The organism is Planotetraspora sp. A-T 1434, assembly GCF_025420585.1.
Lineage (GTDB): Bacteria > Actinomycetota > Actinomycetes > Streptosporangiales > Streptosporangiaceae > JAOEGB01.
Window position 1 is genome coordinate 1 of the sequence record NZ_JAOEGB010000019.1, and the last position, 14,626, is coordinate 14,626.

At 69.2% G+C, this 14,626-nt stretch carries 10 protein-coding genes; 2 read left to right on the forward strand and 8 right to left on the reverse strand.

From position 1 onward, the window contains the following. Positions 1–76: 76 nt before the first annotated feature. The 3 genes from N5079_RS23465 to N5079_RS23475 are packed head-to-tail and all read right to left on the reverse strand — an operon-like array spanning position 77 to position 4,624. A complete protein-coding gene (locus N5079_RS23465; RefSeq protein WP_261586147.1) occupies positions 77–1,468 on the reverse strand; it encodes a condensation domain-containing protein in 1,392 nt (463 codons plus the stop codon). 25 nt (positions 1,469–1,493) lie between these two features. Next, positions 1,494–3,137, reverse strand: a complete 1,644-nt coding sequence (locus tag N5079_RS23470) for an AMP-binding protein (protein ID WP_261586148.1) — start codon at positions 3,135–3,137, stop codon at positions 1,494–1,496. Then, positions 3,134–4,624, reverse strand: coding sequence for an FAD-dependent oxidoreductase (locus tag N5079_RS23475; protein WP_261586149.1), 1,491 nt, complete (start codon positions 4,622–4,624; stop codon positions 3,134–3,136). The genes N5079_RS23470 and N5079_RS23475 overlap by 4 nt, the downstream gene beginning before the upstream one ends. Before the next feature lie 263 nt (positions 4,625–4,887). Here N5079_RS23475 and N5079_RS23480 point away from each other — a divergent pair, with 263 nt between their 5' ends. Next, complete coding sequence (locus N5079_RS23480; RefSeq protein ID WP_261586150.1) at positions 4,888–5,640, forward strand: SDR family NAD(P)-dependent oxidoreductase; 753 nt, start codon at positions 4,888–4,890, stop codon at positions 5,638–5,640. A 380-nt stretch (positions 5,641–6,020) separates the two neighbouring features. Here the strand turns inward: N5079_RS23480 and N5079_RS23485 are convergent, their stop codons facing one another. After that, complete coding sequence (locus tag N5079_RS23485; protein WP_261586151.1) at positions 6,021–7,466, reverse strand: FAD-binding oxidoreductase; 1,446 nt, start codon at positions 7,464–7,466, stop codon at positions 6,021–6,023. 35 nt (positions 7,467–7,501) lie between these two features. After that, a complete protein-coding gene (locus N5079_RS23490; RefSeq protein WP_261586152.1) occupies positions 7,502–9,178 on the reverse strand; it encodes a class I SAM-dependent methyltransferase in 1,677 nt (558 codons plus the stop codon). A 524-nt stretch (positions 9,179–9,702) separates the two neighbouring features. Between N5079_RS23490 and N5079_RS23495 the strand changes: the two genes are divergently transcribed. Next, entirely contained in the window at positions 9,703–11,154 is a 1,452-nt protein-coding gene (locus tag N5079_RS23495) for an extracellular solute-binding protein (RefSeq protein WP_261586153.1), read from the forward strand. A 241-nt stretch (positions 11,155–11,395) separates the two neighbouring features. Here N5079_RS23495 and N5079_RS23500 read toward each other — a convergent pair whose 3' ends face one another. The 3 genes from N5079_RS23500 to N5079_RS23510 form a co-directional block, all read right to left on the reverse strand. Then, positions 11,396–12,694: a cytochrome P450 family protein gene (locus N5079_RS23500; RefSeq protein WP_261586155.1), complete on the reverse strand. Its 1,299-nt coding sequence runs from the start codon at positions 12,692–12,694 to the stop codon at positions 11,396–11,398. A gap of 213 nt (positions 12,695–12,907) precedes the next feature. Beyond that, positions 12,908–13,567 (reverse strand): YdcF family protein, encoded by a 660-nt coding sequence (locus tag N5079_RS23505; RefSeq protein ID WP_261586156.1) that lies wholly within the window; start codon positions 13,565–13,567, stop codon positions 12,908–12,910. A gap of 15 nt (positions 13,568–13,582) precedes the next feature. Next, positions 13,583–14,347, reverse strand: coding sequence for a GntR family transcriptional regulator (locus N5079_RS23510; RefSeq protein WP_261586157.1), 765 nt, complete (start codon positions 14,345–14,347; stop codon positions 13,583–13,585). Positions 14,348–14,626 lie beyond the last annotated feature (279 nt).

Below are 14,626 nucleotides of genomic sequence, written 5' to 3' on the forward strand. Positions count from 1 at the left end.
GGAGCCCCACGCCGAACGGCCGCCAGAATCTCTCTGGCGGCCGTTGCCGTGCGGGTTCGTGTTGGTGGCGCGGCGGTCAGGCGGTGCGGAGCGGCACGTCGGGGTCGGTGATGACGCGGCGCAGCGCCTCGCCGAACCCCGACACCATGTCGCTGATCGTGTCGTCGTCGAAGAGGTTGGTGTTGTAGGCCATCGACCCGACGAGCTCGCCGTTCCGGTCGATCTCCAGATGCCACATGGCGCCGTCCGGGACGTCTCCGCCCACGGGCTGCGACAGGAGCCGCCGGCGGATCACCGCGTACTCCAGGTCTCCCACCGTGTCGCGCTCGTCGGCGAACGGCGAGCGGAAGACCTGGAAGGCGACCAGGGCCATGTCGTCCTCCATGGCGGGCAGCATGAGCTCCGGCGCCTGCTGGAGCACCAGGCCGAACGGCATGTCGTGCGCGTACGCCTTGACGCAGCTGGTCCGGGTCTGGACGACGACATCGCGGAAGGTGGCGCTGCCGGCCAGGTCGAGCCGTAGCGGCATGAAGTTGAAGAACGACCCGACCGCGTTGTGGAACCGGGCCTGTCCGCGCCCCGAAGAGAACGTCGGGATGACGATGTCGGTCGTCTGGGCCCTGTCCCGGAGGAACGCCGCGTACGCCGCCAGGAGCACCATGAACGGCGAGCTGTGCGTCTCCTTGCCGATCCGCAGGACCGCCGCGGTGAGGTCCCCCGGCAGCCGGAACCGCTGCCAGGCCGTCGCCTTGGGCAGGCCGGCCGAGTGGGGGTGGTCGGTCCTGATCGTCAGCATGCGGGCACCGCTCAGCTTCTCCCGCCAGTACGACTCGGACCGGCTGACCACCGCCGGGTCGACGCCCGACCGCTCCCAGTCCACGTAGTCCCGATACTGCAGCACCTCGGACAGGTCGGGCAGGTCGTGTCCGGTCCGTACGGCGTAGCGGTGCACCACATCGCGCATGATGAGCCGCATCGACCACTCGTCGGCCGCGACGTGATGGGCCATCAGCGCGAGCACCCCGTCGCGCTCGTCGAAACGGCCCAGCACGGCGCGTACCAGCGGTAGGTCGCGGAGCGGGAACGGCTCCGCCTCGACGTCGTTGAGCAACTCCTCGGCGGCCCGGTCACGGTCGCCCGCGGCCACCCCGGACAGGTCGCGGACCGTCAGGGACGCCGGGCTGGGCGGGACCACCCGCTGGTACCCGCCGCCCTCCCCGCGGACGACCTCCGTGCGGAGGGCCTCGTGCCGGGCCACCACGTCGTCCAACGCCTCCTGGAGCACAGCGGGGTCGATGGAGCCGGTGACCCGCCAGCCGCAGACGATGGTGTACCGGGGACCGAACGGACCCTCCTCGTCGCCCCTGTCGAACGCACACAGAAACTGTTGGTTGGCCGAGAGCGGAATTCGATCCAGCCCGCCGTTCGGAATGTCGCCCAGTAAATCTGTCGCCTCGGAAACGCTCATGACTTTTGGCTCCTCATGCCGGTGGTCAGATCGGTCGTGAGTCCGTCGTGATGTCGAGTTGCCGCAGCCTGTCGCGGTCGATCTTGCCTCCGGCCGTGCGGGGCAGGCTGCTGACGGTCGTGAAGGTCACGGGCGGCATGGCCTTGCCGAACCACCGGCGCAGGGCGGCACGCCAGGCGGCCGGGGCAGCGCCGTCGGCCGCCTGTTTGCGCGGCACGACGTAGGCCGCCAGACTCGCGACCAGCCGGTGCCTGCCGGAGACGGCCACCACGGCGCACTCGGCGACGGACTCGTGCGCCGCGAGCGCGGCTTCCACATCGCCCAGTTCGAGCCGGATGCCGTTGAACTTCACCTGGAAGTCCTGACGTCCCTCGAATTCCAGCAGGCCGTCTCCGTTCCGGCGGCCGCGGTCGCCGGTCCGGTAGTACCGGCACGGGTCGTCCGACCCGGTCGGCGGCCGGAACGCGGCCCGCTCCCCCGCGGCCGCGCCGGCGTACCCCGGAGTGATGTACGGACTGCGGATGACCAGGCTTCCGGTGACCCCGTCCGGGCAGGGCCGGTCCAGCTCGTCCAGCACGAGCACCTCCCGCCCGGGGATGGGCCGGCCGATCGGCACCCTGCCGCGGAGGTCGCCGGACGGTGTGTCCCCCACCTCGTGCCAGGTCGCCAGGATGGACTCGGTCGGCCCGTAGAGGTTGACCAGCCGGATCGCGGGCAGCGCCGAACGCAGCCCGCTGACCAGCTCGCCGCTCAGCGGCTCGCCGGCCAGGAGCAGGTGATCGAGCCGGTACGGCCCTCCCGCGGGTCCGAGGCCGTTGATCCCCTCCAGGAGGCGGCGCGCGAAGCTGGGAACGGTCTGCAGATGCGTGATCCGTTCCGCGGCGAGCCAGTCGACGATCTTCTCCGGATTCGCCCTGATCCGGGAGGGCACGGGACACAGCGTCGCACCCGACATGAGCGGCGCGAACATCTCCACCAGGCTCGCGTCGTATCCCGGCGCCGCCCATTGCGCCACCCGGCAGCCGGGCCCGATCCGGAACTCCTCAGCGAACCACGACATGAACTGCGCGAAGGTCCGATGCGTCTGGGAGATCCCCTTGGGCCTCCCGGTGGACCCGGAGGTGTAGGCCACGTACATCAGATCGTCGAGCCCGCCGGCCGTCGGCGCGGGCGGCGGCCACGACTCGGCGACGGACCCGTGGGTGGCTTCGCCGGATGGGAGCAGGTCTTCCATGTGGAGGACCGAGCCGTTGAGGGTGTCGCGATACCAGGTGACGAGGTCGTCTTCTCCTCCGCCAGGCTGTGCTCCGCCGCCGTCGATCACGAGGATGGCCGGGCGGAGGTCCTCCAGCACTGCCCTGCCCCGTCCCCCGGCGCCGCCGGTGTCGAGGCAGAGCAGGTAGGCGCCGGCCGCGAGCACTCCGAGGACTGCCGCGGCCTGGCGTGGTCCGGGGTCGAGCCGCACCGCCACCGGCCGGCCCTCGACGTCTCCAGCGGCTTTCAGGGCGGCGGCGACCGTTGCCCCCTGGCGCATCAACTCCAGGTAGGAGACGTTCTCGCCGCCCTGGGAGACCGCGACGGCGTCCGGACAGGTTCCGGCGCGCCGCCGTACCAGCTCATGGACCGGCCGCTCGACGGACGCGACGGCCGTTGCCGCGCGTTCGGTCACGACACCGATGCCCCCGCCGTCTTCGCCTTGCCGTTGGCCGCCGGCTTGCCGTTGGCCGGCGCCTGGCTCTTGCCGGACGGCTCTGCCTTCGGCGCAGGCGTCTCGGCCGGCGCCCACGGCGGCGGGGTCTGCGGCGGCTCCGGCTTGTCCTTGGCCCAGGGCAGCGCGTTCAGCAGGATGCGCAGCAGCATCGGGGGGCGCATGAGGGCTTCGGGGCCGTCGATGAGACCGGCTCCGCGCATGTAGGCGGCCGCGACCACGCTGTCACGCGTGGCGGCGGTCTGCACCAGGCCGAGGAAGGCCTGGGCCATCCGCACCTGCAGCGGGCGCTCTCCCTCGACGCCGGGGAAGCTCAGGTCCACGATGTTGGTCATCTCCCACGGCTGGTCGATGACGTTGCTCGCGAGGTCCTTGAAGTACTGGAACGGGTCGGGCACCGCGCCGGTGTGCAGGTGCTGGCGGATGACCAGCGCCCCGAGGGCCGCGACGGTCATGCCCTGGGCGTACACCGGGTTGAAGCAGCACACCGCGTCGCCGGTCACGAGCAGCCCGTCGGGGAAGCGGTTCAGCTTCTCGTAGCGGCGGCGCAACGTCGTGGGGAAGCGGAAGGCGACCGGCTCGTCCAGGGGCTCGGCGTGCTGGAGCGCGTCGTAGATGTCCGGCACCGCCAGGGATTTGATCCACTCGTACAGGCCCTCCTGGTCGGTCGGAGGGTGGTCGCCGAGGATGCCGTAGGTCGTCAGCTCGACCCGGCCGCCGTCCGTTTTCGTGAAGATCGCTCCACGGGGCAGCGCGGGCGAGGCGACGGGGTTGATGGACAGGTCGCCGTGGTAGGGGTCGGCGGTCAGCCGGTAGTGCTGGGTGACGTACCCCAGGCCGATCTTCTTCCGCTCCTCCTCCACCCGGGGATAGCCCAGGGCCTCCAGCCAGATGGGGGTGCGCGAGCCGCGGCCGGTGGCGTCCACCACCAGGTCGGCGCTGATGATCTTCTCCGCGGCGCCGTCCTCAAGGGGCTGCACGCGCACGCCGGTGACGCGGCTCCGGTCGACGGTGGTCTCCAGGCCGAGGATGTCGTGCCGCTCAGCGAAGACGACGTTGGGGAATGCCCTCGTCCGCTCGCGGATGTGGTGCTCCAGCTTTGGCCGGCTGGAGGCCACGCAGATCAGTCCGGCCTGCTGCTGCTTGAGCCGCTTGCCGTTGAAGTACCAGCGCACGTGGCCGGCGAGGTCTCCGGTCGGCACGCCGTCCGCGAACAGTTCCTGGGTGATGCCCGGATACATCTCCTCCATGGCCTGCTGACCGCGGGCCAGCAGCCCGTTGATGTGGCGGCTCTGCGGGCAGCCACGGCGGGGCCCCTCCACCCCGATCAACACATCGCGGTCGATGATGAGCACTTCGTCATAGGCATCGGCGAGCACCCTGGCCGCGAACAGCCCGGCGAGGCTTCCACCGAGCACCACCGCACGGGTCTTTGCCACATCACCCATTTGAGCGCCTCCTCGGCTTCAGATTTGGTTCCGCGAGCTGTTGTCACCGGTGCCGGCCGACTGACCAGATGCAGCCGAATCGCATACACAGCGACCGCCCAGTCGCCTTTCACAAGCGGTCGGACCGCTTTTCCATCCGCTTCAGCGTCACACCCGGATTGTTATGGGGCATCTTCTGGAATGCTGCCTGACCGGGGCCGATTCAATGGCAACACAGCAATTCAAAGGATGCTCGCGATAAAACGCCGTGTGATCCTGACCGCATGACGGAGTTTGCGAACAAAACAGTTCTCATCACTGGTGGCGGCAGCGGCATGGGGCTGGCCACGGCGCACAAGCTCGTCGCCGACGGAGCGCGGGTCGTCCTCGCCGGACGCAGCGAGGAGCGCCTGGAGACGGCGGTCAAGGAGCTCGACGCGGGCGACCGCGTCCTGGCGGTGCCCACCGACGTGTCCCGCGTCGCCGACCTCGACCAGCTCGCGTCGCGGATCGAGCAGACCTTCGGACGGCTCGACGGCGTGTTCGCCAACGCCGGGACCGCCGACTTCGGCCGCACCGCGGACGTCACCGAGGCGAGCTTCGACAACGTCGTGGGCGTCAACTTCAAGGGTGTCTTCTTCACCATCCAGAAGGCGCTGCCGCTGCTTCTCGACGGCGGCTCGGTCGTGATCAACGGATCGTGGCTGGCCCACCGCGGACTGGCCTTCACGTCGGTCTACGCGGCGAGCAAGGCAGCCGTCATCAACCTGGTCCGCACCCTCGCCGCCGACCTGGCTCCGCAGGGCATCCGGGTCAACACCGTCAGCCCCGGCTACATCGTGACGGACATGTTCACGGCGATCACCAACACCCCGGAGGCCCAGGAGGTCTGCCGCAGCCACGTGGCGCTCGGCCGGCTCGGGACCGCTGAGGACGTCGCGGACGCCGTGCTGTACCTCCTGTCGCCTCGCTCCGCGTACATCACCGGCCAGGAGATCGGCGTGGACGGCGCGCTCACCACCTCCGTCCCGCTCTGATCTCCCCCTCTGATCACCGCTCTGATCACCGCTCTGATCACCGCTCTGATCACCGCTCTGATCACCGCTCTGATCCGCCCCTCTCGTCACGAGGTCATCGCGGGTCATCGCGGGTCATCCCGGGTCATCGCGGGTCATCCCGGGGTTATCGCGGGTCATCGGCAAGGGTGTAATGAGGTCGTCAATGAGGGCCGCCGGCCACAGCCGGCGGCCCTCATCGGCGTTCCTGCCCGCATCCCGTGCGTGCCCGGATTCCGTACGCGCCTGGATCCCGTGCCCAGACCTCTGGTGCATACCTGGATGCCGTACATGCCTGAAGGCATGCCTGAGGTCGCCACCGCCACCTCGGCCGCGGCGGTGGCGACCAGTCAGCGCGGGGCTCAGCGCAGGGCGGTGGCGGACGCCATGATGTCGTCCCGGAACCTTCCCCGGGGGTCCACCCGCTCGCGGACGCGGTCGACGGCGGCGATCCGGTCAGCGCTGAGATGCCCCTGCGGCTGCGCGAACGTCTCCACGAACGTGGGGGTCGTGCGCCCGGTGTCCCACGGGGCGAGCGCGGCCCGGACGGTCGCGATGTGCCGGGTGATGGCCTCGGCCGTGCCCGACAGGTCCGGGACGCCACCTCCCGAGTAGGCGTAGCGAGCGTCGAGGTGGTCGAGCGCGCCTCCCCGGGGATCCGCGACCGCGTACGCGCCGCCGAGCTGACGCAGCCCTGCCGCGATCAGCGGCGATTCCGACCCTTCGCCGAGCACGCGGAGCAGCTCGTCGATGCCCTCTTCGCCGAGCTCGCCCAGCAGCATGTGGTCGCCGATGACCGCCACGGGGTCGGAAGGGTCCATGTGCGTGTCCAGCACGCTCATGGGCGCGGTGAGCTGCCACGTGTCCATCACCGGCTCGGCGACCGAACGCAGGGGGCCCAGCAGCTCGTCCGCGTACCGCTGGGCGGTGGTCACGTCATCGGCCGTCTCGGCGAGCACGGCGCCGTCCACGCACAGGATGGGCCCGGCGGACAGCATCGGCGGCACCTCCGGAATGGCCGGCAGGTTCAGGATCCGCACCGAGGTCGCCGCCTCCCAAGGGGCGTCGAGGGTCCACCGGCGCCAGATCCGCAGCAGCCGGGGAGCATGGGCCGCGGGCCAGCAGGCCGCTCCGGTGACCACCTGGGCCACGGGGAACAGGCCGACCTCGACGGCGGTCACGATGCCGAATCCGCCGCCTCCGCCGCGCAACGCCCAGAAGAGCTCCGGATCGGACGACGCGTCCACCCGGCGCAGCTCCCCGTCGGCGGTGACCAGCTCGATCGCGGTGACTCCGTTGCCGGCGAGGCCGGTCTTCCGGCCGTAGAAGCTGAGCCCGCCGCCGAGCAGGTAGCCGACGACGCCGACGTTCGGAGACGAACCGTGGGCGACGGCAAGCCCGTGCTCGGCCGCCGCCCTGGCCACCACGCCCCAGCCCGTGCCGGCGGGGATGCGCGCGACCCGGCCGGCGGGGTCGATCTCCACCTTGCCGTCCATCTCCGTCCGGACCAGCAGCGCGTCGCCCATGGGCCGCCCGGCGGGAGAGGCGTGCCCGGTGGTGTGCACCCGCAGCGAGAGCCGTTCCCTGTCCGCGAAGCGGATCGCCGCGCGGATGTCCTCGACGGTCCGCACGACGACCGCGGCCACCGGCTCCGGCGGCGCCGCGAGGTTGAACACGCTGGTCGCCGCCTCGTAACCCGGCTCCCCCGGCCGCGCGATCCCCGCGCCGATGCTCGTCTCGCCGGCTGTGCCGACGGCCGTACCGCTGCCTGTTTCGCTGCCTGTTTCGATGTCGTTGCCGACGCTCATGAAGGCCTCCGCCTGGTGTTAGAGGGACGCCGCGTTCAGGCCACGCGCTCGGCGGTCAGGAAGGCGAACGACTCGGGGCCCGACTGGTCCCGGACGATCATGTTGGCGTCCGCCAGCCAGCGCCTGAGCTCGTCCGGCTCGAACAGCAACATGCCGGCGGGACGGCTCGGGAAGTAGTGGGACGCCTGGAAGTGCCGGGCGACGGGATCCCGATCCCACACGAACGTCATCAGCGTGAACGTGCCGCCGAGGCGCAGGCAGCGCCCCACTTCGGCGATGGCGGTCGCGGCGTCGTCGGGGAATGCCTGCAGGGCGTTCCAGCAGATCACCGCGCCCAGGCTCGCGTCCTCGAACGGCAGCGCGAGCGCGCTGGACCGGACGGCCGGCACGGCGGGCACTCTGCGGCGCAGCACGTTGAGCATCGGCAGGCCCATGTCCAGGGCGATGAGCCGCTCGGCGCCGACGGTCTCGGCGATCACACTGGTCCACCGGCCCGCGCCCGCCGCGAGGTCGAGCACGGGTCCGTCGACCGGACTCACCTGCTGCGCGATGTAGGCGTCCTCGTCGGCCAGGGTCACGGCGCCGCCCCAGTTGCCTCCGGCCACGCGGAGGAACTCGGGACGCAGCCGGGACTCGTAGTAGAGCCCCATGCTGGGCATCTCCGCCAGCTTCGCCAGGAGGTTGGCCGTGACCTCGTCGGTCACTCCGGCGGCGTCGCTCACGCCCTCCGTGAGGTCGAGGATGCCACGGGTCACCGGGTAGGTCACCGCGCAGCGAGCGCAGCGGACCCCACCGGCCCGGAAGTCGAGCGGCCCCTGGCAGGACGGGCAGCGCAGGGCGGCCGCGTGCCGGGTGAAGATGTCGATTCCGGGCTCCGGCACGGATGACGCCGATCCGTCGCCGGACTCGGATGACGGCGACGGGGGCTCTGTGACGCCGGCGACCGCCACCGGCATCCCGTGGCGCACCGCCCAGTACGCCTTGGAACCGACATATCCCCAGACAGTCCGCGTGTCGTTGCGCCAGTTCACGGCGACCTGCTCGGGGGTCAGCGCGCCGATCCACGCCTTGTCGAAGTCGCGCTCCTCGTCGGTGAGCTGCCACACCGACGGAGAGGGCCAGACCCGGCCCAGGTCGGGGGCGTCCAGGTCGAGCGTCCGCAGGCACCGGTCCAGCCGCGACAGGTCGCCCTCCTCCAGCCCCAGAGGCTCGACCAGAGGCAGGATCCGGTCCCGGTCCTCCGGGAAGTGGGCGAGCAGGTACACCACGGCCTGCGTCAGCGGCTCGTCCGGGCCGACCCGGCTCAGCAGGTGCAGGTAGTGGTCCATGCCCTGCCGTACGGCTTCGCGCACGGAGCCATCGGGGTCGCCGGGCTCCTGGCGTTCCCGGGCGGCGGAGTCGGCCTCCGCGAGCAGCCCGAGCAGGATGAGCAGGTAGCCGGCCCGGTGGTCGTCCACCCGGTCCAGGGACGCCACGATCTCGGTCGCCAGGGGCAACGCGACATCGGCCGGCGCCGGCAACGTGAAGCTTTCCGGCTCGGAGCCGGCCGTCGCGGGCTGCGTGGAGTCGGTCGGTGCGCCCACATCCCACAGCGCCCTGACCAGCCGCTCGTACGCCTCGGGAAGCTGAGCGGGCGGCGCGGCGGTGAACTGCTCCACCAGGGCACCGGCGATCGCGTGGGTGCCGGTCACGTACGTGCTGTCGACACTCATATACGAGTCCTTTCGGGAATCCAGCCGAAGCTTCGAGGCGACGCGGCGGCCGTGGTCGGCGGGGTGACCGTGATTCTGTGCGCCGGGCTCGGCGGGGGTGACGAGTTCGCCGGCGGGGACGGGCTGGGAATGGGCGTGGCGGATTGCCGGGCCACATGGTGACTTGGTACGCGTGAGTCAATTGGCGTGAGTTGGTGGGCCGCGTGGTGCATTGCCGGCCGCCACGGTGCGGCAGTCAACGCCTTTCAGCATCACACTCCGCCGCCATACCGGGCTTCTCCCGATGTGCGACGCCGCAAATCAATGTCGTACGGCACTGCCGTACCGCAATCGCGGAGATGCGAGCGCGCCGCCGCCGGCAAATCATAGACGCTGGCAGGCCCTGTTCTCCGGTTGTTCTCCGGTTTGTTAGCCGGTTTGCCAGCCGGTTTGTTGGCCGGTTTGTTTCCGGCGACCTGCTCTGTGCGCCTCACCCGTCAGCGCACGACTTCCGACCTTGTGCCGCGACAGCAGAAAGAGGTCAAATGAAGAGCAAGATTCCCATCGAAGTCTGGGTGCCGGACCTGACCTTTCCGGGCTGGATGGACCGGTGGTACAAGCAGGGTGCGGATTTCGAGAAGGCTCATCCCGAATTCCAGATCAACGTCACCGGCAAGGACTTCTGGAGATTCCCCCGCCAGGTCGTCGAGGCTGCCGCGGAAGGTCGCACCCCGGCGATTTCGGAGTGGTACTTCTACATGACCCAGGTGGCCCGGGACTCGCTCGCCCAGGACGGCAGCCCGCTGTTCACCTCGGTGGAGAAGGCCATCGGCGGCCGTACGGACGTTCTCGGCGAGCCCGTCGTGATCGACGACATCATCCCGCCGATGCGCGACTACTACACCTACGACGGGGACCTCACCTCGATGCCGACGGTGGGCACGACGAGCCTGCTGTACGCGAACAAGGGCCTGCTCCGGCGGGCCGGGGTGACGGAGCTGCCGCAGACCTGGGAGGACGTGGACGCCGTATGCCGGGCCGTCGCCCAGCTCGCGGACGGCCCGGCCCACGCCATCACCTGGTCGGTCCACGGCACGTTCATCCAGCAGGCGCTGGCGTCGCAGGGTGGCCTGATCGTCAACAACCACAACGGCCGGACGGGCCGGGCCACGGCCGTCGACCTCGCCTCCCAGGAGATGCTGACCTGGGCGGAGTGGTGGCGGAAGCTCCACAAGAACGGCCACTACTTCTACACCGGCAAGATCCCTGACTGGGCGGGCACGCTGAAGGCCTTCGCCGACCAGGACGTGGCCATCCGGATCTCCTCGTCCAACGACGTCAACTACATGTTCCGGGCCGCCGAGGACAACGGGTTCGACATCGAGGTGGGGATCTTCCCGTACAACCACCGTGTCCCCTATGTCGGCAACGCCATCGCGGGAACCTCCCTCTGGCTGGCCAACGGCCTCGACGAGGCCACCCAGGAAGGCGCGCTGGCCTTCCTGCAGTATCTGCACAACCCGCGCAACGCCGCCGAACGGCACAAGGCCAACAGCTTCCTCCCGCTCACGTACTCGGCGCAGGCGCTGCTGGAGGAGGAGGGCTGGTTCGACCGGCACCCCCACCACCGGCTGGCCTACGACCACGTCATGCGGTTCCCGGCGGGCGTCGTGCGCGAGCGGCCCGAGCTGGCGGGTCAGGTGCCGCTGTCCGAGGGCGCCCTGTTCGGTGACTTCGCCGGGAACCAGGACGTCATGACCCGTGCCATGGGCGACGTGCTGGCCCACGGCCTCGACCCGCTGGAGCGCTTCACCGAGGCCACCGCCGAGGCGCAGCGGTTGCTCGACACGTACAACACCTACGCGCTCACCTCCGGCTTCCGCGACCCGGAGAACAGCCCCACCCACAGCCTCAGCGTGGAGGCCTTCAGCGAGGCCGCCGCCGGCCGCGACTACTCGGCGGCGGACATGGAGGCGGTCGTACGGCTCCACCGCTGACGGACAGACGAATGCCGTGATGGGAAGAGTCCGCGGACGCACGCTGCGTCCGCGGATTCGCCATGTCCCGCCATCCTCGGCCGTGATCATGCACGGATTCCCTGGAACCTGCCGTGAGCTGGGCGAAAAACGTCGGTGACCATGCACCCTCACCTGAGTGCATGGTCACCAAGGTTGTTTCCCCCGGCCGGGACCGTGATCGAGGAATGTGTGCATGATCACGACCGGGGAGGGCGCGCGGTCAGTGGGCGGCGGCTCCGGCGGGGACCGACGCGGTCAGCCGTACGGGCAGAGCCCGGTGACCGTTCATGATGAACGTCGGCAGCGGCTGGAGGTCGTCCTTCGACACCGCGAGGTTCAGCTCGGGGAAGCGCTCGAACAGCGTGGACAGGCCGATCGTGGCGACCGCTCGGGCGATGCCCGCGCCCAGGCAGTAATGCGGGCCGTGACCGAACGACAGGTGCTCCTTGTCGGCCCGGGTGATGTCGAAGCGGCCGGCGTCGTCGCCGTGCAGCGCCGGGTCCCGTCCCACGGCGCTGTAGTTGACGAGGATCGGGTCGCCCTTCGGGATGGTGACCCCGTCGAGGTGGATGTCGGTGACGGCGTAGCGGAGCGGCAGGTGCGCGAGGGGCGACTCCACCCGCAGGGTCTCGTCGATCACGTCGTCCCACGTGGCGCCGCCGGACCTGACGAGGTCGAGCTGGTCGGGGTGGGTCAGCAGCGCGGTGATGGCGTTGTCGAAGAAGTTGATCGTGGTCTCGGATCCCGCGCCGAGGATGGCGAAGATCGTGTCGGTCAGCTCGACCTCCGACAGCCGCGAGCCGTCCTCGTCCCGCGCGGCCACCAGGTCGCTGGTGATGTCCTCGCCCGGAGCGCGCCGCTTCTCGGCGATGAGCTCCTCCATCGCGCCCCGCCATCCGGCGAGGATGGACTGGGCCTGCTCGGGGGTGACGGTGGTGTCCACCATCATGTCGATGACCTTGGCGGTCTCGACCCGGGCCTCCTCCGACATGCCGATCAGGTCGGCCACCAGGCGGGCCGGAAGCGGGTACGCGAACCGCTGACGCAGGTCGACCACCTCACCCGGCGGAGTGGCGGCCAGGGCGTCGAGAAGCTCGTTGGTCAGCTCGACGATGCGCGGCCGGATCGCCTCGGTGCGACGGGGCGTGAACGCCTTCCCGACCAGCCTCCGCAGGCGGACATGGTCCTTGCCGTACGCCGTGACCATGTTGTCCATGGCGATCCAGCTGATCATCTCCCAGTCCGGCGGGATCTCGCCGTTGAGAAAGGCCGGCCAGTGGTTGCGGGCGCTCTTGGTGACGTTGGGATCGGTGAGCAGGTTCCTGATCACGTCGTGGGAGTTGACGGACCACGCGATGACGCCGCCCGGCAGCTCCACGCGCGTCGCGGGGCCGAGCGCGCGCAGGTGATCCGTTTCGGCGTGGATGTTGCGGCCGGTGGTGTCGAGAACGGGGCAGCGTCTTTCCACGGATGTCTCCAGGGTTTCGTCGGTGGAGCCGGCCGAGGTGCCGAACACCATGAAGCGATAAGAAGCCGAATACGACGGCACCGGCGAATCATCACCTGCGCTCGATGCCATAGAAAAAGGCTATTTCGGCCGGTCGCCCGTAGAAATATCCAGAAATGCTGATGCGGAAGTAAGCATTACCGAAGATAAATCAGTCGCGACACATGAACGGATCATGCTCGCCGCGTTGCGGGGACCACGGCAGACAGGTGGCAGGCCAGCAGCTCAGATCAGGCGGCTTGTGTACCCCGCCTCGACCAGACGCTCGTAAGCCGATCGGACATCCGCGGGGAACGGCTGCTCGATGGCGTAGCCGGCCTTCGCGTACTCGACGATTCGCTGGGTGTCGCCGACAAGCATGTTGACCACGCGGTCCGGATCCCCGATGCCGGCCACGTAGTCATCGAGCGAAATCGGGAGCGAGGCACAGGTGATCTCGATCTCCGGCCACAGCTTCCTGCTCGTGGCGTATGCACGACGCTGCTGGTACGGCTTGGAGATGAGGATGGCTGACCGGACCTCAATCCCGCGCTCACTCAGGAGTTCGCGAGTGCGGCTGATGTTCTGGCCGGTGTTGGTCGCGGTCGGCTCGATCAGGACGGCCTCGGCGGGAACACCGCGCGCTATGGCGTGCTCTTGGTAGTGAACGGCTTCGCCACGCGGGAAAACGGCAACCGTGGTCGGTGCGTTCGCGCCGGTGAAGACGATCAGCGGAAACATGCCACGGTGGTAGAGATCCGCCGCACACGTAGCGACCCCGAGATCATGGCTGCCGAGACCGATGCCGACGTCCGCAGGTCGTACGGCATGGCGCAGATCGTGGTAGTCCCAAAGAGTCTCGACGTCGGCACGGATGGCCTCGGGTAGGACGGCTCTGGCTGTCATGGCGTGTCGCTGTCCTCAATCGGGAATCTTGAACGTATAGGACCACGCGAAGCGCGCGGCAGCGTGGATGCCTCGGGCGAATTCAACCAGGCGGCCATCACGGGTGACTGTGCGTCGATGGAGCACCATGACAGGCTCGCCTGCGGGAAGCCGTAGCACTGCCACCTCGTCGGGTGTCGGCATTCGTGCATAGATGGTTTCGGTGATGCTGTCCGGTTCGAGACCCTGAAGAGTGAGCACAGCGAAGCCTCCACCGTGTCCTGCCGGCCCGGGCGTGGGGTCGACAAGGGGTGTCCCTTCAACGTCCTCCGGGCGGTAGTAGCTGGTGAGCGTGTGGGTTGGCGCGTCGCCCTCCTTGACAAGCCGGGCGCGCTCGTAGACGGGCGAACCTTCGGGAATTCCGTACGCCTCGGCAACTTCCGCATCCGCTGGGACCTGGCGGACTGTCTGGGTCTGCTCCGTTGGCGTCCATTTTCGCTCCGACGCTTCGCGGTCAGCGGCAAAGGCTACGAGGCCGAACTTCCACTTGTGCTTGGCGTAGCGCTCGGCACCAAGCCGCTTCATGGGTGGGCGCCGGCGGACTACAGTTCCCCGGCGTCGTACTGGAGTCACCAGTCCCTCGGCTTCGAGGACCCGGACGGCCTGGCGGACGGTCTTGATGTTGACTCCATGCTCCTCGGCGATCTGGTCTTGCTTCGGCAGAGTGCTTCCCTGCTCGTAGTCGCCTCGCCTGATGGCCGTGCGAAGGAAGTCGGCCAGTTCGCGGTAGCCGATGGCCATGGTCGTCTCCTCCACTCGCCTGCGCGGACAAGGGTAGCGGTATCCACCTATACCGCCTCTAGTAGAGATAGCTCTATTGACAGTCTCCACACGTCCACGTTCTATAGGGCTAGCTCTTTACAGTCCTCCCACGGACATTCGGCAGCATCGGCATACCGGCAAGGTCCATCGAGGGAAGGGAGAACCGACCATGGCAGAGAGTAAGGGCGGCGGGAAGCACGCGGGCGAGCCGAAAGACAAGCCGCTCAAGGTTCAACCTCCCACCAAAAGCACGGGCGA

Bases quoted from the DNA above. Each gene is read 5' to 3' on its own strand.
- N5079_RS23465 (WP_261586147.1), bottom strand. From the start codon at position 1,468: ATGAGCGTTTCCGAGGCGACAGATTTACTGGGCGACATTCCGAACGGC.
- N5079_RS23475 (WP_261586149.1), bottom strand. From the start codon at position 4,624: ATGGGTGATGTGGCAAAGACCCGTGCGGTGGTGCTCGGTGGAAGCCTC.
- N5079_RS23480 (WP_261586150.1), top strand. From the start codon at position 4,888: ATGACGGAGTTTGCGAACAAAACAGTTCTCATCACTGGTGGCGGCAGC.
- N5079_RS23485 (WP_261586151.1), bottom strand. From the start codon at position 7,466: ATGAGCGTCGGCAACGACATCGAAACAGGCAGCGAAACAGGCAGCGGT.
- N5079_RS23490 (WP_261586152.1), bottom strand. From the start codon at position 9,178: ATGAGTGTCGACAGCACGTACGTGACCGGCACCCACGCGATCGCCGGT.
- N5079_RS23495 (WP_261586153.1), top strand. From the start codon at position 9,703: ATGAAGAGCAAGATTCCCATCGAAGTCTGGGTGCCGGACCTGACCTTT.
- N5079_RS23500 (WP_261586155.1), bottom strand. From the start codon at position 12,694: ATGGTGTTCGGCACCTCGGCCGGCTCCACCGACGAAACCCTGGAGACA.
- N5079_RS23505 (WP_261586156.1), bottom strand. From the start codon at position 13,567: ATGACAGCCAGAGCCGTCCTACCCGAGGCCATCCGTGCCGACGTCGAG.
- N5079_RS23510 (WP_261586157.1), bottom strand. From the start codon at position 14,347: ATGGCCATCGGCTACCGCGAACTGGCCGACTTCCTTCGCACGGCCATC.